This window comes from Microbacterium sp. CGR1 (assembly GCF_001266755.1).
Taxonomy (GTDB): Bacteria; Actinomycetota; Actinomycetes; order Actinomycetales; family Microbacteriaceae; genus Microbacterium.
Genome location: NZ_CP012299.1, coordinates 2,908,837 through 2,929,443 on the forward strand (window position 1 = coordinate 2,908,837; position 20,607 = coordinate 2,929,443).

Genomic DNA, 20,607 nt, shown 5'->3' on the forward strand with positions numbered 1-20,607 from the left:
TTACCGCTGCGCATCAGCTCACACGGCGGATCGACGCCCGCTCGATGACCGGCATGGGGATCAGCACGGCGTCGAGTGGCCGCTCGCCGAGCAGCATCTCGACCGCTGTGCGACCCATCACGTCGTACGGGAGCCGGGCGGTCGTGAGCCCCGGCCGCTGGAAGCTGGCGAGCTCCTCGTCGTCGAAGGAGGCGACCGAGATGTCGTCCGGCACCCTCAGCCCTCGCTCGGCGATCGCCTGGTAGGTGCCGAACGCCACGCCGTCGTTGCCCGCCAGGATCGCCGTGAGGTCGGGGTGCGCGTCGAGCATCTGCAGGGTCCGCGTGTATCCGATGTCGGGGTTCCACTCGGGGACGTCGATGATGAGCGGATCGACGCCCGCCTCGGCGAACGCGGCGCGGATGCCGTCGAATCGCGAGCCGATGGTCACGGAGTACACGGGGGACGAGACCGCACGGGGATTGTTGCCGATCACGCCGACACGGCGGTGCCCGGCATCGGTGAGCAGGCGCGCCATCGCGTGGCCCGCGACGCGCTCGTCGGGCAGGACCGAGGGGTGACCCGTCGTCGACGTGCCGTTGACGATCACGACGGGGACGTCTGCGGGCGTCTCGGGCACCTCGATCATGCGGGCGCCGAGGAGGCCGATCAGGATGCCGTCGACCCGGCGGTCGATCATCGCCTGGATCTCATCGGCGATGGTCGCGTCGTCGCCCTCGGTCTCGGCGATGAGGACGGTGTGGCCGTGCTCCTTCGCCGCCGACAGCAGGCCGCGGATCATCTCGGAGGCGTAGCGGGTGACGGTGATCTGGTCGGAGATGAAGCCCAGCGTCTTCGTCTTGCCGAGGCGCAGGCTCTGAGCGGCGGGATTCGGCCGATAGCCCAGTTCCTCGGCTGCGGCCTTGACCCGTCGCGCCGCGTCGACGGAGAGTCGCGACCCCGGTCGATCGTTGAGGATCATGCTCACCGAGGCCTTCGACATGCCCGAGAGCGCCGCGACGTCGGCGAGCGTCGGTCTGCGATCCACTCTCTTCGGCATCGGCGTCCTCCAGTCGCTGCGATCCAGCATAGGCAGTGGATGCCGAGCCCCGAAACCACCCGTGTTGAATTGATTTAGCAAAATCGTTGCGACCGCGATTCGACGATGCTACTCTCGGCGATGCTGAATCAATTTAGCATCGCAGCCCGGGACTCTCGATCCGTGCCGCGAAGTCATCACACAGGAGAGAACATCGTGGTTGATCTCACTCGCAGGGCTCTGTTCGGCGCGATCGGACTGGGCATCGTCGGCACCGTCGTCTCGTGGCCGAGGCTCACCGGATCGGACATCCCCGGGCGCGGCAAGGACACTCTGACGGTCGCCCTCTTCGGCACCGCGCAGGATGCGCTGGCTCGTCAGTCGCTGATCGACGGCTTCCAGCGCAAGCACCCCGGCGTCGAGGTGCGCATCGTCGCCATCCAGGGTCAGGACTGGAGCGAGTACTTCGCGAAGATCCTCACGATGATCGCCGCGGGCACGCCACCCGATGTCGTCACCGTCGCGACCGAGGGGGCGCAGCTCTTCGCCTCGCGCCTCGCGCACCCGCTCGACGACTTCGTGCGTCGTGACGCGTCCGAGATGCAGGAGTACTTCGATGACGTGAACCCCACCCTCATCGAGGCGTTCATGTACCAGGGCAGCCTCTTCCAGATGCCCGACAACTTCAACGCCGCCAACGTGTTCTACAGCACGACGGCCATGGAGCGCGCGGGGCTGGAGCGTCCCGCGGACAACTGGACGCTGGAGGACTTCCTCGGCACCGCCCGCGCGATGAAGAAGAGCGCCTCGGGGCAGTTCCTGCCGTACTTCTGGAACAACCGGCTGTGGGGCGGAGTGGTGCCCTGGCTGTATGTGAACAACACCAGCTTCTTGCATGAGGAGAAGGCGACCGGCGGCGACTGGCTCTGGGACCGCTTCTATCCGGATCAGCCGGCCCGCAGCGGAGGCTACGTGTGGAAGCAGGCCGACGCGCTCAACGAGCATGCGGTCGAGAGCTTCTCGGTGCTCGAGCGCATGGTCTCGGAAGGGCTCGCGGCGAACCCGGCGCAGGGCGGAGGCAACGAGCTGGTCTCCCTGTTCTCCACCGGCTCCGTCGGGATGACCCCGGCCGGCGGCTTCTGGGTGCGCGGCCTCGAGGAGGCCGGCGTCGCGAACGACGCCTACGACGTCACCTACTTCCCGAGGATGGCGGGGCAGCGGCACCAGTTCGGCGCGGGCGGCTACGCGATCATGGAGACCTCGCCGCGCAAGGACGAGGCGTGGGAGTGGCTCAAGTACTGCGTCTCGGTCGAGGGCATGACGATCGCGCACTCGAAACCCGACTCGTCGCTCCCCCGTCGCTCACTCAACGCCAAGCTCTACGGCGCGGGAGTCGGGCCGGCGCACTGGGACGTCTTCTACGACACGCTCGACAAGTTCCCCGACACGGGCCCGATGCCGGCACCGCCCCAGCAGGCGGCCGTCGAATCCGCCCTGCTGAAGAACGTGGTGTCGACCATCACGAACGGTCCGTCCGGCGTCCGCCGAGGACTCGAGACCATGCAGCGAGATCTCGAGCTCGCGTTGGGGGGGCAACTGATGTCCGAGAGCAGCACCCGCACCGTCACGGTGCCCACGAAGCTGCGTCGGGAGACCGGCACGGTCGCCCGATCGGGGCGCGTCTTCACCTGGGTCTTCCTCGCGCCCACGTTGATCGGGCTCGGCCTGTTCAACTTCGTGCCGATCATCGGATCGTTCGTCCTGGCGTTCTTCCGCTGGGACATCATCTCCGACCCGGTGTTCGTCGGGTTCGACAACTTCGTCGACCTCGCCGCGAACCCGACCGTGAGCGTCTCGTTCCTGAACACCATCGGCTTCGTCGTCGTCGCCGTCATCCTGCAGCTGTCGGTGGCTCTGGTGCTGGCGGTGCTGGTCCAGTCCAGGATGCCGAACTGGCTGCGCACGTTCTTCCGGTCGGCGCTGTTCTTCCCGCTGATCCTGTCGGCGGCATCCGTCTCGCTGATCATGGCGTACCTGTTCAATCAGGAGTTCGGGCTCGTCAATCAGACGCTCAACCTGATCGGCATCGCGGACGTCGGCTGGTTGACGACCGGCCTCGGTGCCAAGGTCGTGGTGCTGCTGGTCTACGTGTGGCAGAACTTCGGGTTCACGTTCCTGCTCTTCATCGGAGGTCTCGCGGCGATCCCGAGCGAGGTCTACGAGGCGTCCTCCCTCGACGGCGCGGCCGGGTGGACCCAGTTCCGCATGATCACGCTGCCCTTGGTGAGCCCGACCCTGCTCGTCGCATCCGTGATGGCGATCATCAACGCGCTGCAGATCTTCGACCAGCCGTGGGTGCTGACCCGAGGGGGTCCCGGCGACGAGACCCGCACCGCGGTGATGGTGATCTACGAGTCCGCGTTCCGACAGCTCGACTTCGGCGGCGCATCGGCCATCGGCATCGTGCTGACCCTTCTCATCATGCTCGTCACGGCCATCCAGTTCCGGCTGAGCCGCCGATTCGTCTTCTACGGGTGAGGCCCATCATGACCACGACAGTGTCTTCGAAGCGTTCCTGGCTCTACACCCTCGGCACCGGCGGAAAGTTCGCCCTTCTCGGGCTCGCCGCCCTGCTGACCATCGGTCCCGTCGTGTGGACCCTGATCACGGCGCTCTCGCCGACCGACCCCGTGACCCAGGAGGTCAGCGTCGGGTTCGATGCGTTCGCCGACGTCTTCGCCAAGATCCCGATCTGGCTCTACGCATGGAACAGCGCGCTGGTGGTGGTGCTGGTCGCCGCCGGTCAGATGCTCTCGGCCGCGATGGCCGGGTATGTGTTCGCGAAGTTCGAGTTCCGCAGCAAGAAGCTGCTGTTCGCCCTGATCCTCGCGACGATGATGGTGCCGCTGCAGGTGACGATCGTCCCCGTGTTCATGCTCGTGAGAGGCATGGGTCTCGCCGACACCCTGCTCGCGCTCATCATCCCCGCGCTCCCGACGGCATTCGGCACATTCCTGATGCGGCAGTACTTCATGGGCATCCCGACCGAGCTGGGAGAGGCCGCCCAGCTCGACGGAGCGGGCCCCTGGCGCACGTTCTTCGGCGTCTACCTGCCGCTCGCGACCCCGGGTCTCGCGATCGTCGGCATCCTCGCCTTCAACTACCACTGGAACGAGTTCTTCCGCCCGCTGATCATGACGATCAGCGAGCAGAACTTCACGTTGCCGCTCGGTCTGGTCACACTGCAGGGCAACCTCGGCACGGGCAGCGTGTCGACGGTGCTCGCCGGAGTGATCCTCTCGATGATCCCCGCACTCCTGGTGTTCTTCTTCGGGCAGAAGCCGCTGCGCGAGGGACTCACAGCCGGCGTCGGCAAGTGACGCACGCCCCCATCACAGAGAAAGACGACTACCCCGGTGACCCCCACTGACTCTCCTCCGGTCCGCACCACGAACCCGCGCACGCACTTCGCACCGCGGAACAACTGGATGAACGATCCGAACGGACTCGTCTTCCACGACGGCATCCACCACCTGTACTTCCAGTGCAACCCGCACGGGACCTCGCACTCGAACGTGAGCTGGGGGCATGCGACGAGCACGGATCTCGCACGGTGGACCGAGCACGAGCCGGCCATCCTCTCGGACGACGCGGCGCAGATCTACTCCGGCTCCGTCGTGGTCGATCACGGCAACACCTCGGGATTCGGCACCGCCGAGGAGCCGGCCCTGGTCGCCCTCTACACGGCGGCCGCTGCAGGGCATCAGGCCCAGGCTCTCGCGTACAGCACCGACGGCGGATACGTCTGGACGAAGTACGAGGGCAACCCCGTGCTCGACCGCGGTACCAGCGACTTCCGCGACCCCAAGGTGTTCCGCTACGACGACGCCGACGGCGGGTACTGGATCATGGTCGCGGTCGAAGCCCACGACCGGCAGGTGCTGTTCCACCGGTCCGACGATCTCACGACCTGGACGTATCTCTCGTCGTACGGCCCCGCGGGACCCGTCGGCGGGGTCTGGGAGTGCCCCGACATGTTCCGGCTCGCCGTCGACGGCGATGAGACCGACTCGCGGTGGGTGCTGCTCATCAGCCTCAACCCCGGGGGCATCGCGGGGGGATCGGGAACCCACTACGTCGTGGGGGACTTCGACGGCACGACGTTCCGCGCGAGCGCACCGCATCCGACTCCCTCGCGGCGGCTGATGGTCGACCGCAGTCAATCACGAGACGAGCTCGAGGCGTACGGCTGGATCGACTTCGGCTCGGACTGCTACGCCGGTGTCACCTTCGACGGCCTCGCCGAGAGCGAGCGGACGCTGATCGCGTGGATGGACAACTGGGAGTACGCCGGCCGCATCCCCCAGGACGAGTCGTCCGAGTACCGCACCGCGATGACTCTCCCTCGCCGGCTCTCGCTCACCCGCGACCGCAGCGGCGTGGTGCGTCTGCGCCAGGCGCCGGCGGTCGACGCCGCGCCCGTCGAGTTCACCGAGCTCGGCTCGATGACGGGTCCGACCACGGTGTCCGAACAGCTGCCGGACGCCGCGCGGATCAGGGTCTCGGCGGCGTTCGGAGACGCGCGAGGAGTCGAACTGCGCCTCGAGGGCGCGGATGCGGGTGGGGTCGTGATCCGTCAGGACCGCGCGAGCGGGCGCATCGACGTCGTCCGCCCCGAGCTGATCCCTCCCGCCGGGGTCGGCGGGTCGATGTCGATGCCCGCCACTCGCCCGGACGAGATCGACTGGGAGATCTGGATCGATCGGCTGAACGACAGGGTGTCGTCTCTCGAGCTCTTCGCGGAGGACGGCGTTCGGGTGCTCACGGCGCTGATCCCTGCCGCCGCGCATCGCTCATGCGTGCTGGAGGCCTCGGGGGGAGCGCTCCTCGACGCCCGTGTCGCCGTCGCCGAGCTGCCGTGCTGACGACCGCGCGGTGCCTCGTCGTGGGGGAGGCGCTCGTCGACGTCGTCGGCGGTGTGCCCCACCCCGGCGGATCGCCGATGAACGTGGCGGTGGGGCTCTCTCGTCTCGGACTCGCGACGAGACTGCTCACGCGGATCGGTGACGACACGCACGGACGGATGCTGGGCCAGCACCTCGGCCGTGAGGGGGTCGCCGTCGTGCCGACGAGCATGAGAGCAGGGGAGCGCACGTCCCGCGCCGTCGCCGTGATCGGGGCCGACGGGGCTGCGGCCTACGACTTCGACATCGAGTGGGAGGTGTCAGCGGAGGTCGCGATCGCAGAGGCCGCCGGCGTCGACGTGGTGCATGTCGGCTCGCTCGGCGCGGTGCTCGACCCCGGGGCGGATGCCGTCCGCGCGATGATCGACGCGGTGCCCGACGGCATTCTGCGCACCTACGATCCCAACATCCGGGGCGAGCTTCTCGGGCCGCGCGCGGCCGCGACCGAGCGTGTCGAGGCGATCATGGCGGCGTCGCACATCGTGAAGCTCAGCGATGAGGATGCCGAGTGGCTGTATCCCGGATGCCCGATCGACGACGTGCTCGCGCGGGTGATCGCGCTGGGTGCGCGGCTCGCCGTCGTCACCCGCGGAGGCGACGGGTGCGTCTCGCTCATCGAGGGGGGAACGGGGCCGGTCGAGAGAGAGACGCCGCCGGTCCAGGTGGTCGACACGATCGGTGCGGGCGATTCCTTCATGTCCGGCCTCATCCACGGCGTGGTCTCCGGCGGGCTGGCGCCGGCGCTCGCCGCCGACGCGTTCCATCCCGGCGCTCGCGATCTGACGCAGTTCGAACGCGTGACCGAGGCCGCGCTCGCCGGCGCGGCCGTCACCGTGTCCCGGCGCGGCGCGAACCCGCCGCGCCTGAGTGAGCTGGCGATCTCCTCGCGCTGACGCGCCCGCACTCCCACGCACCGCACGCACCGCACGCACCGCACGGCCGGTTCGTGCGGTGTGATTTTCGTGCGCCCATCGTGGAATACCCGGAGAGGGTATACGCTTGTGTCTAATACCCCCCTGGGGTACTAGAACGAAGACAAGGAGACATGATGACGAAGAACGAGTTCCAGGTGACGGGCATGACGTGCGGCCACTGCGAGATGTCGGTCCGCGAAGAGGTCTCCGAAGTTCCCGGCGTCGAAGACGTCCAGGTGAGCGCTCGGAACGGCACGCTCGTCGTCACCGGATCCGCCCCGATCGACGAGACGCGGATCCTCGCAGCCGTCGCCGAGGCGGGCTATTCGGCGGTGCGGACGTCATGAACTCCGGCGCACGGCTCGGCCTCTTCGGGGCCGGCCTGGTGGTGGCGTTCGGCGCGGCCTTCGGCCTCGCCGGCGTCATCATCCCCGCGAGTGCCGTGAGTGACTGGACGAAGGGTGCGGAGATGGACGAACACGACACTCACGATGCGAGTGCCGCCGGTTCCGGCGAGGGCGAGAGTGCTCCGGCGGACGACCTGAAGGGGCTCTCCCTCGGTCTCGACGGCTACACGATGTCGCCGGTCGAGGCCCCGACATCGACGGGAGAACCCGGTGAGCTGGCGTTCCGGATCGACGACGCAGACGGCATCCCGGTGACGGCGTATGCCACCGCGCACGAGAAGCAGCTGCACCTGATCGTCGTGCGCTCCGACGGAAGCCAGTACCGCCACGTGCATCCGGTGCTCGATGAGTCGACCGGCACCTGGTCGCTGCCGTGGGAGTGGACGGATGCCGGCGCATACCGCGTCTTCGCGGACTTCACGCCGGCGGGCGCCGATGCGCCGTCGCTCACTCTCGCGCGCACCGTCGAGGTGGCGGGCGAGTTCGCACCCGTCGCGCCGCAGCCGACGCAGGTCGCCGAGGTCGCCGGCTATACGGTCTCGGTCGACGGGGCTCTCGAGGCCGGGGCGGTGAGCGACCTGACGTTCACCGTGACTCGCGACGGCCAGCGGGTCACCGCTCTGCAGCCGTATCTCGGGGCGTTCGGGCATCTCGTGGCACTCCGGGACGGAGACCTCGCCTACCTGCACGTGCACGCCGCGGGCGCTGAACCCGAACCGGGCGAGACGTCGGGGCCGGAGATCGCGTTCGCCGCCGAGGCTCCGACTGCCGGGCGCTACCTGCTGTACCTGGACTTCCAGGTCGACGGCGCCGTGCACACCGCCGCGTTCGTGCTCGATGCCGCTCCGGCTGACGGCGCGCCCGAATCCGACGGCGACTCGCACGACGACGCGCACTGACCGTCGCCCATCGCCCCACCGCGGCTGCCCGCTGCGACCCACAACGACATCGCACAGAAGGAACGAACATGAGCACGTCAGCACCCCCGACCATGGGGACAGGTCTCGAGCTGGAGATCGGCGGGATGACCTGCGCGTCCTGCGCGATGCGGATCGAGAAGAAGCTGAACAGGCTCGAGGGCGTCGTGGCGACCGTCAACTACGCGACCGAGAAGGCGAAGGTCACCGTTCCCGAGGGGTACGACCCGGCCGCGCTGATCGCCGAGGTCGAGAAGACCGGCTACTCGGCGTCGCTGCCTGCCCCGAAGGGGGTGGTGCGTGACGCCGGAGATCTCGACGCCGAGGACCCGGAGCTTCGCTCGCTGCGCACTCGCCTGATCGGTGCGGTCGTGCTGACCGTGCCGGTGATCGCCATGGCGATGATCCCCGCGCTGCAGTTCACATACTGGCAGTGGGCGTCGCTCGCACTGGCCGCTCCCGTGATCCTCTGGGCGGCCTGGCCGTTCCACCGGGCGGCCTGGATGAACCTCCGCCACGGCACCGCGACGATGGACACGCTCATCTCCCTGGGCACATCGGCCGCCTTCCTCTGGTCGTTGTACGCGCTGTTCTTCGGCACGGCCGGCACGCCGGGCATGACCCACCCCTTCGAGTTCGCGCTCGCTCCGTCCGATGGAGCGGCGAACATCTACCTCGAGGTGGGTGCCGGTGTCACGATGTTCATCCTCGCCGGGCGCTATTTCGAGAAGCGGTCGAAGAAGCAGGCCGGCGCGGCGCTGCGTGCGCTGCTCGAGCTCGGCGCGAAGGACGTCGCCGTGCTGCGCGGTGGAGTCGAGACCAAGGTCCCGGTCGAGGACCTGCAGGTGGGAGACGAATTCGTCGTGCGGCCCGGCGAGAAGATCGCGACCGACGGCATCGTGGTGTCGGGCACGTCGGCCGTCGACGCGTCGATGCTCACGGGCGAGGCCGTGCCGGTCGAGGTCGCCGAGGGCGACGCCGTCACGGGCGCCACGACGAACGTCGGTGGGCGGCTCGTGGTTCGCGCCACCCGGATCGGTTCCGACACGCAATTGGCGCAGATGGCCCAGCTCGTCGAGGACGCCCAGACGGGGAAGGCGGAGGTGCAGCGCCTCGCCGACCGCATCTCGGGTGTCTTCGTGCCGATCGTGATCGTGATCGCCGTCGTCACGCTGGGCGGCTGGCTCGGCGCCGGGTTCCCCATGACGGCGGCGTTCACCGCGGCGGTCGCCGTGCTCGTGATCGCGTGCCCCTGCGCGCTCGGCCTCGCGACGCCCACCGCGCTGCTCGTCGGCACGGGCCGCGGTGCGCAGATGGGAGTGCTCATCAAGGGGCCGGAGGTACTGGAGTCCACCCGCACGGTCGACACCGTGGTGCTCGACAAGACGGGCACCGTCACCACCGGCAGGATGACGCTCGTCGACGTGTTCGTCGAGCCGGGCACCGACCGTTCGGATCTCCTGCGGCTGGCCGGTGCGCTGGAGGATGCCTCCGAGCACCCGATCGCGCAGGCGATCGCCAAGGGCGCGACCCAGGAGATCGGCGCACTGCCCGCACCAGAGGACTTCGCGAACATCGAGGGCAAGGGCGTGCAGGGCGTCGTCGACGGCCACACCGTCATCGTCGGCCGGGATTCGCTCCTCGCCGAGTGGGCGCAGGCGCTGAGCCCCGAGCTCGCCGCCACGAAGGCCCGCGCCGAGGGCGAGGGCAAGACGGTCGTCGCGGTCGGATGGGACGGCCTGGCTCGCGGCATCCTGGTCGTCGCCGACACCGTGAAGCCGAGCAGTGCCGAGGCGATCGCCCGGTTCAGGGCGATCGGGCTGACGCCCATCCTGCTCACCGGAGACAACGAGGCCGTCGCCCGGCGGATCGCCGCGGAGGTCGGCATCGACGAGGTCATCGCCGAAGTCCTCCCGGCAGACAAGGTCGCGGTCATCACCCGCCTGCAGGGTGAGGGGAAGACGGTCGCGATGATCGGCGACGGCGTCAACGACGCACCCGCACTCGCCCAGGCCGACCTCGGCCTGGCCATGGGCACCGGAGCGGATGTCGCGATCGAGGCGTCCGACATCACCCTGGTGCGCGGTGATCTGCGCAGCGCGGTCGACGCGATCCGGCTCTCGCGGGCGACGCTCTCGACCATCAAGACCAACCTGTTCTGGGCCTTCGCCTACAACGTGGCGGCCATCCCGGTCGCGGCGCTGGGAATGCTCAACCCGATGCTGGCCGGTGCGGCGATGGCGCTGTCGAGCGTCTTCGTCGTGGGCAACAGCCTGCGTCTGCGCGGGTTCCGCAGCATCGCGACGCGGTGACCCCTAGGCTCTCGGCGACCGCCGAGACACACTGAGAACGACACCCGATACGGGAGGACGGGACCCATGGCTGCACACGACGCGCACGGAACCCCCGGGGGAGGCCACCAGGTCTCGCACGACGATCACGCTCGGGACGCGGACGCGGCTCACAGCGAGCACGCGGACCACGGCGAGCACGCGGACCACGGCGGGCACGGTGGACATGGTGGGCACGGCGGGCATGGCGGGCACGGTGACCACGTCGGTCAGTTCCGTCGCCTGTTCTGGGTCAATCTCCTGCTCGCCGTGCCGGTGGTGGCGTTCTCGCCGATGTTCGCGATGATCTTCGGCTACGACGTCGCCGGAGGGGCCCGGTTCATCTCGCCCGTGCTCGGCACCGTCATGTATGTCTGGGGCGGATGGCCGTTCCTCACCGGGGCGCTCAGCGAGCTGAAGGCCCGCAAGCCCGGGATGATGCTGCTGATCGCCCTCGCGATCACGGTCGCGTTCTTCGCCTCATGGGGCGCGACGCTCGGCATCCTCCATCACGAGCTCGAGTTCTGGTGGGAGCTCGCACTGCTCATCGTCATCATGCTGCTGGGCCACTGGATCGAGATGAGGTCCCTCGCGCAGACGACGTCGGCGCTCGACTCCCTCGCGGCGCTGTTGCCCGACGAGGCCGAACGGGTCGAGGGCGACGAGATCGTCACGGTCGCACCCGCCGATCTCGTCGTCGGCGACGTGGTCGTCATCCGTCCCGGGGCGAGCGTTCCGGCCGATGGTCGCATCATCGACGGCACAGCCGCCCTGGACGAGTCCATGGTGACAGGCGAGTCCCGCCCGGTCACCCGTGCGACCGGTGACACGGTGACCGCGGGCACGGTCGCGACCGACTCGGGTCTGCGGGTCGAGATCACCGCCACCGGGGATGACACCGCGCTCGCCGGCATCCAGCGGCTGGTGACCGATGCACAGAACTCCTCGTCGCGGGCGCAGCGCATCGCCGACCGCGCAGCCGCCCTGCTGTTCTGGTTCGCGCTGCTGTCGGCCGCGCTGACCGCGCTGGTGTGGACCCTCGTCGGGGATCCGGATGCTGCGGTCGTGCGCAGCATCACCGTGCTCGTCATCGCCTGCCCGCACGCGCTCGGCCTCGCGATCCCGCTGGTCGTGTCGATCGCGACCGAGCGCGCAGCCCGGGGCGGGGTGCTCGTCAAGGATCGCCTCGCGCTCGAGAGCATGCGCACCGTCGACGCCGTGCTGTTCGACAAGACGGGCACGTTGACGAAGGGCGCGCCGACCGTGACCGCCGTCGAGCCGACCGGTGACATCGACGCCGATCGTCTGCTGGCGCTCGCCGCCTCGGCTGAGGCCGACAGTGAGCATCCGCTCGCTCACGCGATCGTGCGCGCGGCGGAGGAGAGAGGGCTGACGCTCTCGAAGGCCTCCGGGTTCACGTCGTCTCCCGCCGTGGGTGTGACCGCAACCGTCGACGGCAGAGAGGTGCGCGTGGGCGGGCCGAAGCTCCTCGACGAGGTGGGCGGCCGAGAGATCTCCGCCGCAGACCGGTGGCGAGACGAGGGTGCCATCATCCTGCACGTGACCGTCGACGGACAGGTGGTCGGCGGGCTGAAGCTCGCCGACGAGGTGCGACCGGAATCTCAGCAGGCGGTCGACGCGCTCCACCGCCTCGGCGTCGAGGTCGTCATGATCACCGGCGACGCCCAGGCCGTGGCCGATTCCGTCGCAGCCCGGCTCGGCATCGACCGGGTGTTCGCGGGGGTGCGTCCCGAAGACAAGTCAGCCAAGGTGAAGGAGCTGCAGGCAGAGGGCAAGAAGGTCGCGATGGTCGGCGACGGCGTCAACGACGCCCCCGCCCTCGCTCAGGCCGACGTCGGCATCGCGATCGGGGCCGGGACCGATGTCGCCATCGCCTCGGCCGGGGTGATCCTCGCGAGCTCCGACCCGCGCTCGGTGATCTCCGTCATCGAGCTCTCCCGCGCCGCATACCGCAAGATGCGGCAGAACCTGTGGTGGGCGGCCGGATACAACCTGCTGTCGGTGCCGCTCGCCGCCGGCATCCTGGCGCCCGGGGGATTCGTCCTGCCGATGTCGGTCGGAGCGGTGCTGATGTCGCTCTCGACGATCGTCGTCGCGCTCAATGCGCAGCTGCTCCGGCGCATCGACCTGTCGCCCGAGGCGAGTGTGCGGGGTGTGCTCGGGCGGTCCTGACGCGGGATCGCCTCGGTGATCCCGCGAACACCGAGATCTCACCGGCGCTTCAGCGCGGTGACGGCGCTCGATCGGCGGTGCAGACAGCAGCGGCCGCCCCGCCTGTGAGACGGAGCGGCCGCTGTGCGAAAGCGCCGTCTACGGGACGATGACTGCGCGGCCGCGGATGCTGTTCGAGGCGAGATCCTCGTACGCCTTCGGGCCGTCGTCGAGCGAGTACGTCTCGGTCTGCACGTGGATCTTTCCCGCGCGCGCGAGATCGAGCACCTCGATCAGTTCCGAGCGCGATCCCCAGTAGGGGATTCGCACGGCGGCGTCGTAGGCGATCGCGCCGAAGCCGAGCGACATGGTTCCGCCACCGATGCCGACGATCGTCACGTCGGAATCGAGTGCGGCGACACTCTGCGCCAGAGCCATCGTCGGGTTCGCGCCCACGAAGTCGAACACGGCGTTGGCGCCCAGACCGCCGGTGATCTCGCGGATCTTGTCGGCGGCGGATGCATCGCTGATCAGGACGTGGTCTGCGCCCACTTCGGTGGCGAGCTCGAGCTTCGTGTCGTTCACGTCGAGGGCGATGACGGTGGCGCCCGAGATCGCCTTCAGGATCTGGATGCCGACATGGCCGAGCCCGCCGGTGCCGATGACGACGGCGAAGGTGCCGGCGCCGAGCTTGGGGAGTGAGCGCTTGATCGCGTGGTACGGGGTGAGGCCGGCGTCGGTCAGCGAGACGTTCTGCACGGGGTCGAGGTCGCCGAGCGGCACGAGGTGGCGGGCATCATCGACGATCATGTACTCGGCCATCGAACCCTGGCTGCCGAGGCCGGGAGGGCGGATGCCCTCAGCCGCGGCGTTGGTGCAGTAGTTCTCCATGCCCTGTGAGCAGTTGTGGCAGCGGCCACAGCCCCACGGACCGTAGACCGCCACGGCGTCGCCGACCTTCAGCGTCGAGTCGACGCCCTCTCCGATCTCGTGCACGATGCCTGCGCCCTCATGGCCGAGCGTCAGGGGCAACGGATAGCTCTGCTCGAGGTAGTCCTTCTCAGGAAGGCCCATGACGTAGTCGTCGGAATGGCAGACGCCGCCCGCAGTGATCTTGAGCAGAACCTGACCGGGGCCGGGCTGAGGAATCGGGATGTCGACGACGACAGGGGGCTTGCCGATCTCGACGTAACGGAGAGCTTTCATGTGCTTCTTCTTCCTGGCGCCCGAGCGTTCTGCCGCGCGGTGCGGAGGCGTGGGCGCTCGAGGCCGTCTCTTCCAGTATCCGCCCGGGGCGTGAGTGGTAGCTGTTGCAGCAGAACTGTCAGAATCGCGATGTAATCGGACTAAGTCCGATGTAAAGCGCAAGATCCACTCCGTCGCGATCCCGCACCCGCGACGGGTTGTTTCGATCATACGGATGGGGTCGGACAGTCCGCCTCCGAGACTTCTGCATCTCGATGGTGTGCATCTCCTCGACCCGTCGTTTCCCGATCCCCCGAAACGACAGCTCTAGCGTCGAAGTTCGTAGCCCTGCTCGTTGAGGAGTTTGATTGCGATCTCGAGCAGCGCCCCAATGAACTCGATGAGGTTTGCAATCAACTCCTCGTCTGGTTCGTATAGAGCCCCGCCCATCTGAGGTGTAGATGGGGGCGTCTCGATCGCGTGGCGCAGAGTGGTGATGAACTGCCCGTGCGCGTGAGCCGAAGTAATTGCCCAATAGTTGAAGGTCTGCAGCGTGGGGCCTGGAACGCGACTCGCTATCTTCCTTGTGATCGAGGAGGGGTCGATCAATGGTGCGCTGAGAATGTCCTTGGGATCAGACCCGAGGTTGGTCGCCGTGGTCCTGAGAAAACGCCCGAGTGCTGCTATTCCCTGTTCCGTCTTGTCATCCGGCGTTCGCGCTTTGCGCAGAGCGTTCGTCAGCTTCAGCCCGTGCCTGTACTCGATACGAGCAATCTCGAGTGCCCTGCGGACTCTAGTAGAGGAATCGGTGCCGTCAAGAATCCAGATGACCTCCACGAGCCCCTCCAAGACCGGGCGGAACAACGTGTAGTCAGCCTGCATGTGGAGGAGCAACACGTCCTCGTCGGGGCTAGCGGCAAGCTCCGCCCAAGCGGATACATGGTCTGCAACGGTGAGGACGAGCCCGGAGACTATGGCGTGAGGGATGACGATGTTTCCTGCGAGGGCTTGATCTTCCTCTGCCATCGACCCCTGTCGAACCGTGGGCACTCCACTCTTGATCGCCGCCGCGAAATCCCGGAAGCCTTCGACGGCACCGCCGAGAGTCTGCAATGTCGAACGCTTTGTCATAACACTGAGCGTACGGGTGGATTGAACGCCGTCTGATACACCGAGAATCGCGGTCTCGCCTTTAGCGAATGACTCCTGCTCATCTAGGCGGTCCTACTTATTGACGCGGTAGCCGAGTCTCTTCACGGCTTTCGCGAGGTACACGTTCGCGCTGGATGAGTCCAGGCGGGTGTGCACCAACGGCAGCTGGGGGAACGAGTCCTCGGCGGGCGAGAACAGTGTCACCATCGGGCCGAAGTCGATCGATGACACATGGTAGAGCCCGTCGATGCTCGACCCAAGCTGGTCATGAATCGCATTCGCCCAGTTCCGGGTGTATCGCTTGGGCCCCATCTGAATCGAAGAGGTCGTGCCGTTGATCACAGGCCAGTTGCTGGTGAGGTCCAGCAACCGAAGCTCCCGCGTCGGTCGCCAAGCCGCGAGGGTACTTCCACGAGCGCGCCGGTTGATAATCCGCCCCTTCTGAAACACCTCGCCGAGAGCTGTTGTAGATCCAGCGGCTACGTACATCACGCCATAATCGGCATGATGCTGCTGCGGCTCGGGATGCGGGTCAAAGCGCATGGTTCTGACCGGCCCGAAGTGCCGCAGCTCGTCCCACGCCTGTGGATGAGCACCCCTTGTAGCGAAGACCCGCCAGAGGAGCCCATCGTATGTTCTCAGGTGCTCGCTGGCGTCGAGTGTGAGCGACGCCGGGGGCGTTGCGGGGACCTTCGCGCTCGACGGGCTCACCTGATGTCGGCGTCTTCGAGGATTCCCACTACGGGTGCGGGGTCCTTCGCGGCAGCCAGCCACTCGATCGGCGTCATCCACTCCTTGGGGTCGACCGAGTCCTCGGTCGACCGCAAGTCATCCTGAGGCGTTGTCATGAAGCCTTCGACGTCGGCTGGATCCCAGTCGGATGGGATTGCTCTAACGAGCAGGGGGAGATGGGGGATCGTGGAGACCTTCTCGCCTGGAATGAACTGCCATCGAGGGTAGAGACGGATCCTTCCGGCCCGGAAGCCGTACAAAGTGTTCTTGCTTTGTCGGTGACGCACACTGGAGGCATCGATCCCGAGCAGCGCTGCAACTTCGGACGCGGTGTACGTATTGGTGAGGGCGCGCACGTGAGTCTCGCGCTCGAGCTTGGCGAGCCCGCCGCTGGTGACGAATGCGGATGCCTCGGCGAACTCCTCCGGAGTGAAATCGCCGGATTCGATCAGGAAGTTGGCTTCCTGCTCTGTGAGGCCCAGTTCGGTCGATTGACGGTCGGTCATCGCATCGGCGAGCTCGTCGATGAGTGCGTTGAACACGGATACGTCGACGTTTGACGTCTTCGCCACCTGCGCAAGGCGCTCGACACCGGCTTGTACGTCGGTCTTTGCTGGGGCCTTGGTCGCCACGACGAGCTTTGGGTTCCCGTCGAGGGATCGACCTGTCACAGTGCCGCGGCCCACAGCGACCTCGCGACCGGCGACGCGAGCCGAGGCGGCACGGGTGCGACTTTTCTTCACTGCCATCTGGCCTCCTCGCGTCGTCATCTGGTTAGCGCGTACACGCATTATCTTACGCGCGCTTTTGCGTGTATGGATCCGAGGAAGGTGTCAAGGTGCGAGCGGTCAAGCGCTCCCCTGGCGTGGGAGCAGGGCGCTGAAGGAGGCATATCGTCCGCGCATTCAAGGCGGCACCCCATCCCCTGACCACCTTCCTCCCCGGCGGGCCACGTCTTCAACGCGCAGCAATCAGCGAGGGTGTCGTTGGCCTACGCTTGAATGCTTGCGTGGGGAAGAACAAAAAATCTCGTAGAAACAAGCGGCCTCGATCTCAACCGCGCGCGGTGAGCGCCGCGCAACGGGAGCCAGACGCACTCGAACAGGCTTTTTCAGCGTACGATCCGGACGAGCTCTGGACGTTGGTATTCGCCGCCGCCACGTCCCCGGGCAACAGGCATCGATCGGTGACATTGGGAAGCAGCTTCGCGGCCGCACTACGAGCCTCCGCCGCTCCGGCATCAGACGATTACCACCCGCTGCCGTCGATCCAAGCACTGTCCGATCTAGCGGCTACCACCTATGGGATCGGCCCGGCGCGTGAAGACTTCATCCCGACCGACCCGACCCGAACAGCCTTACTCACCGTCGGCTCGGAGTCGCTGCGTGCAGTGCCTGGCCTCACCGAACGGCCGGTCGCCGACCTCACGCGTTCGCTCCGAATGGCGGAAGCGGTAGACGGTCGGCTCCGCAGGCGATTTCGATTCGGTATTGCGAACGTGGTGAACGTGGCGATGAGGTACGGCGACTTCTGCGTCCGCCACCTTGCGGACGCGTGGGTGCCAGCCCCGGATCTCGAGCTCAACGATGAGGTTTCATTGCCGGACGTTGAGTTCGAAGCGACGCGGGCCTTCCTCAACCTGGGCCCTCTCGACCACATCGAACTCGGTGAGGCTGACAAGAGAGCGTTGGAATGGATGACGATCTCCGCAAGTGAGGCCGCATTCGATGCTGAGAGTCCGTCCAGTCCGTTCGGGAGGTTCCTTCGCTTTGCTGACTCAGCGGGCGGATTCCGATGGGTGCCGCCACTCTTCATCCCAGAGATCATGGCTCATGCCGTACAAGAACTGGTATCCGCGCTTGATCGAGACGGGCATGCGCGACGAGCCCTCAGGGTTTCTTGTCTGAACCAGATCCGCCGGGCCCTATGGCGCTTTTCCAACAGCTTGATCGAATCCCCTCCGAACAGCGAAAGTGTCGATTCCCCGCTTCGAGGGATCGACGTTCAGTGGCTGGTGCCGGTGAATCCATCCACATGCATAGCTGTCTCGGTCATCTATGTTCCCGACCTGGGGTCCACCCCACCGCCGCGCATCGGCTCAGTGGAGCTGGCTAAACAGATGAGGTCGCACGCCGGTCCACTGTCGGTGCGCATGGCGGGCGGACGACAAGGGACCATCAGGCCGGGCGCGGAGGTCATCCCGCTGACGGTTTTCGCCGCGGCCGGTCACATCGCTGTGCCGCAAGCTTTCGGCGAAGCAAACCTCGCGCTCGAAGACTTGACTTGGATCTCAGAGACGGCCACGTCCCGCGATGATCTCTACGCATTCGCGCGGGATCTGAGCGCTCCCGATTTCCCCGAGAGTTTCGGGTGGGAGGCGATCAACTACTGGGAGCCATGGAAGGCCAATGGCAAGTCGTTCTTCAAGGGTGGCATGGTACCCACCGCCATCTACTTTGAAGCCCACGCGGGCGAGGCCGAGTGGGATCGCGCGGTAGAGCTATCGGATCTCGAAGCGTCGCTCCTCAGAGTCGGGCTCCCTCCGCTTCGTGACCTGCGAGCAGCGGAGGTTGCTCCGGGGCCGGTCGCCAATGTCGCGGCGCTCGAAGGTGACGCCACCTACGACGTCGACCGCGGCGTCAATACCGCGCCGGATGTCGTCGGGTGGTCCCTCGCGCTTACCGAACCCCCCGTCGCTGTGGCACGGGCGAGCTCGGAGGACCTGTCCGCCGACTACCGACGGTTCGTCTTTGACTTGTGCGGCGGGCTGATCTACGGCTTTGCTGCGCTTGGTGATCGATGGCGTTCCGCGCACCAGGCGATCGATGTGCCCGGATACGTCCTCCATCTCCACACATCGGAAGCGGTCTCGGGTGAATCATCCGGCGTGGTCACGCCGTATCTCGACCCGCACGCGCGTGCCGTCGATGAACCAGTCAACTTTTTTTGGCGCATCGATGTCGAGGGATTCGCAGATTCGGCGAATGGAGATCCGTACGCGGCGAATCTCCTAACAGGGGACGCAGTGTTCGATCTGCTCCGCGCGGGAGGCGTGGATGTCGAAGCGGCGGCGGCGCTCCGCGACCAGTGGCGCACAGCGAAGCCCTTTCTCATCTTGGAGATGAAGCAGGCGCGGACCACTCTCAATCACCTGCCTGGTCCGTGGGGTCTACGACCCTCTGACGAGAGCCGCATGGTTGCGGCTTTGGGGCGACGACTCCACGGTGCCGGCGTCGAACCGGGAGAGTACCGAGCGGACGACGCGAATCGACTTACCCGCGAGCATCTTGCGCCGGTTGCTCTCGAAACTCTGCTGGAAGGAATCAAGAGACACGACGTGAGCGAGGTGGTGTTGACGGGGATGGAGCAGCTGGCGAGAGTGATGGACAGCGCTATTCATCAGCAAGACGATCTGTCCCGAGTCGCCGCGAACCTCTCTACCGAATGGGACCCGCTCACCCGCACCGCCGAGCTCTCGGCGGAGACACTTCAGCTTCGTCAATGTAACGAGATCGTGGTGGAAGCTGCCTTGCGCATCCTGGACAAGCCGACGGAAGCGAAGCCGATCACTCCTCAGGCGTGGAGCGGTCTTCTTGCCGCCGCAGACGCATACCTCACCGCGACCACACTGAGCGAGCGGATGTATCACCAAGTCGCGCCCGCAGTCATCAACCTCAGCCCAATGTACGAGCTCGCCGTCGACGATGATCCGCATCCCGACGCATCGGCGTGGGGCCTGCGAAACGACGAACTGAGCCGCGCGGCCGCGAGCGTTCGGCTGTATGGCGCTGAAGATGGCGATTCGCTTCTACAGACGAACGAAGGAGACGACCTTGAGGGCGCTTTCCAGCGTGCATGGGGGGCGACGTCGCAGGACATGCTCTCCACCCTCGCCGCACTCGCGAAATGGGAGACCTTTGAGCCAGGCAGGACGACCGCGCACGTCACAGTGGCCGAGGCAACAGCATGGGGCTGTGACGCGCTAGGCCCGGGCGCGGATGAGGCGAAGAGAACGCGTGTCGAAGCCGCTATCCGGATGCTCACCAGCACGGCCGTCCAGATACAAGCCGTCGAGTGGAAACCCTGGCAAACGCGCACGCGGCGTCACCGGCTCCTCGTGCAACCGCTGGTGCAAGACTCGGACGGACGGCTCATTGTCAGCCCGCAGTACTTGCTGACGTCCTTTCAGGTCTACTACCGCCACCTACTCCAAGGAGTTCTTCCCTGGGCGGGGGACGTTCCTCAGCCTGTCACCGACGCGCTTGCGGACCGCCGTGCGCGCCGCAACATTCGGTTCGAAAGGTTCCTCCAAGACCGGCTAGAGCAACTCGGATACACCACGGTCGCCCGCGTGAAACCCAACGACCACGCGCGACTCGGCGTGCCGACTCTCACTACCGAAGTTGACCTCGTGTGCGGACGCCCTGGAGACAGCACCCTGTGGCTGATTGAGGCCAAAGACCCCGCATCAGTTCACGGATTCGCCGAGACGGCACGCCAACTGCGCTCTTTCTTCCGGGACCAGCTAGGGACCCGCGCTACCAAGCCCTGCTACACCACGCAGCTGTCCCGAAAGGAGAGCGAACTGGCGCCCCACGTTGCGAGCATTGCGGCGCGTCTGGGACTCGGCGACCCCCCGCAGGGAGAGCAGTTCCACCTGAGCACCCTCTTCGTAACCCGTAATCTCACTCCGGCAAGCTACGTCGACGAGCGGTATCGGGTTGAGACGGCGACGGAGTTTCTCGCAGCTCGAGGCCAAACGCCGTAGGCGACATGCGAGAGCGGCGGCGCGCACGAGTTCGCGTCCCCAGCAGGA

14 protein-coding genes and 1 pseudogene are annotated in these 20,607 nt (G+C 66.8%); 10 read left to right on the top strand and 5 right to left on the bottom strand.

Features of this window, described 5'->3' with window-relative positions:
* Nucleotides 1-13 precede the first annotated feature (13 nt).
* The gene (locus tag AKG07_RS14030; protein ID WP_053098481.1) at nt 14-1,039 is read right to left on the bottom strand and encodes a LacI family DNA-binding transcriptional regulator; all 1,026 of its coding nucleotides are present in this window, start codon (nt 1,037-1,039) and stop codon (nt 14-16) included.
* A 120-nt stretch (nt 1,040-1,159) separates the two neighbouring features.
* On the opposite strand from AKG07_RS14030, the pseudogene AKG07_RS17720 reads away from it, so the two are divergent.
* The 9 genes and pseudogenes from AKG07_RS17720 to AKG07_RS14070 form a co-directional block, all read left to right on the top strand.
* Nucleotides 1,160-2,338 (top strand): annotated as a pseudogene (locus tag AKG07_RS17720) (extracellular solute-binding protein); the annotation flags it as partial.
* A 279-nt stretch (nt 2,339-2,617) separates the two neighbouring features.
* The gene (locus AKG07_RS17725; protein ID WP_201778482.1) at nt 2,618-3,556 is read left to right on the top strand and encodes a carbohydrate ABC transporter permease; all 939 of its coding nucleotides are present in this window, start codon (nt 2,618-2,620) and stop codon (nt 3,554-3,556) included.
* An 8-nt stretch (nt 3,557-3,564) separates the two neighbouring features.
* Nucleotides 3,565-4,398 carry a carbohydrate ABC transporter permease gene (locus tag AKG07_RS14040; RefSeq protein WP_053098482.1) on the top strand — a complete coding sequence of 278 codons (834 nt, stop codon included), beginning with the start codon at nt 3,565-3,567 and terminating at the stop codon, nt 4,396-4,398.
* A gap of 36 nt (nt 4,399-4,434) precedes the next feature.
* Complete coding sequence (locus tag AKG07_RS14045) at nt 4,435-5,943, top strand: glycoside hydrolase family 32 protein (protein WP_053098483.1); 1,509 nt, start codon at nt 4,435-4,437, stop codon at nt 5,941-5,943.
* Nucleotides 5,937-6,875 carry a carbohydrate kinase family protein gene (locus AKG07_RS14050; protein WP_053098484.1) on the top strand — a complete coding sequence of 313 codons (939 nt, stop codon included), beginning with the start codon at nt 5,937-5,939 and terminating at the stop codon, nt 6,873-6,875. The genes AKG07_RS14045 and AKG07_RS14050 overlap by 7 nt, the downstream gene beginning before the upstream one ends.
* A gap of 155 nt (nt 6,876-7,030) precedes the next feature.
* Nucleotides 7,031-7,243, top strand: a complete 213-nt coding sequence (locus AKG07_RS14055) for a heavy-metal-associated domain-containing protein (protein ID WP_053099352.1) — start codon at nt 7,031-7,033, stop codon at nt 7,241-7,243.
* The gene (locus AKG07_RS14060) at nt 7,240-8,202 is read left to right on the top strand and encodes a hypothetical protein (RefSeq protein WP_053098485.1); all 963 of its coding nucleotides are present in this window, start codon (nt 7,240-7,242) and stop codon (nt 8,200-8,202) included. Before AKG07_RS14055 ends, AKG07_RS14060 begins: the two co-directional genes overlap by 4 nt.
* Before the next feature lie 68 nt (nt 8,203-8,270).
* On the top strand, nt 8,271-10,532 hold the full coding sequence (locus tag AKG07_RS14065; protein WP_053098486.1) for a heavy metal translocating P-type ATPase: 2,262 nt from the start codon (nt 8,271-8,273) through the stop codon (nt 10,530-10,532).
* A gap of 66 nt (nt 10,533-10,598) precedes the next feature.
* Nucleotides 10,599-12,743: a heavy metal translocating P-type ATPase gene (locus tag AKG07_RS14070; RefSeq protein WP_053098487.1), complete on the top strand. Its 2,145-nt coding sequence runs from the start codon at nt 10,599-10,601 to the stop codon at nt 12,741-12,743.
* 138 nt (nt 12,744-12,881) lie between these two features.
* On the opposite strand, the gene AKG07_RS14075 is transcribed toward AKG07_RS14070, so the two are convergent.
* The 4 genes from AKG07_RS14075 to AKG07_RS14090 all read right to left on the bottom strand — a co-directional run bounded on the left by AKG07_RS14075 (nt 12,882) and on the right by AKG07_RS14090 (nt 16,423).
* Nucleotides 12,882-13,928 carry an NAD(P)-dependent alcohol dehydrogenase gene (locus AKG07_RS14075; RefSeq protein ID WP_053098488.1) on the bottom strand — a complete coding sequence of 349 codons (1,047 nt, stop codon included), beginning with the start codon at nt 13,926-13,928 and terminating at the stop codon, nt 12,882-12,884.
* 306 nt (nt 13,929-14,234) lie between these two features.
* A complete protein-coding gene (locus AKG07_RS14080) occupies nt 14,235-15,038 on the bottom strand; it encodes a hypothetical protein (RefSeq protein WP_139305205.1) in 804 nt (267 codons plus the stop codon).
* Nucleotides 15,039-15,131: 93 nt separating this feature from the next.
* Nucleotides 15,132-15,851 carry an RES domain-containing protein gene (locus tag AKG07_RS14085; RefSeq protein ID WP_082297958.1) on the bottom strand — a complete coding sequence of 240 codons (720 nt, stop codon included), beginning with the start codon at nt 15,849-15,851 and terminating at the stop codon, nt 15,132-15,134.
* Entirely contained in the window at nt 15,767-16,423 is a 657-nt protein-coding gene (locus tag AKG07_RS14090; protein ID WP_139305204.1) for a hypothetical protein, read from the bottom strand. Before AKG07_RS14090 ends, AKG07_RS14085 begins: the two co-directional genes overlap by 85 nt.
* Before the next feature lie 377 nt (nt 16,424-16,800).
* Here AKG07_RS14090 and AKG07_RS14095 point away from each other — a divergent pair, with 377 nt between their 5' ends.
* Nucleotides 16,801-20,559: a hypothetical protein gene (locus AKG07_RS14095; protein WP_150115142.1), complete on the top strand. Its 3,759-nt coding sequence runs from the start codon at nt 16,801-16,803 to the stop codon at nt 20,557-20,559.
* The last annotated feature ends 48 nt before the right edge of the window (nt 20,560-20,607 follow it).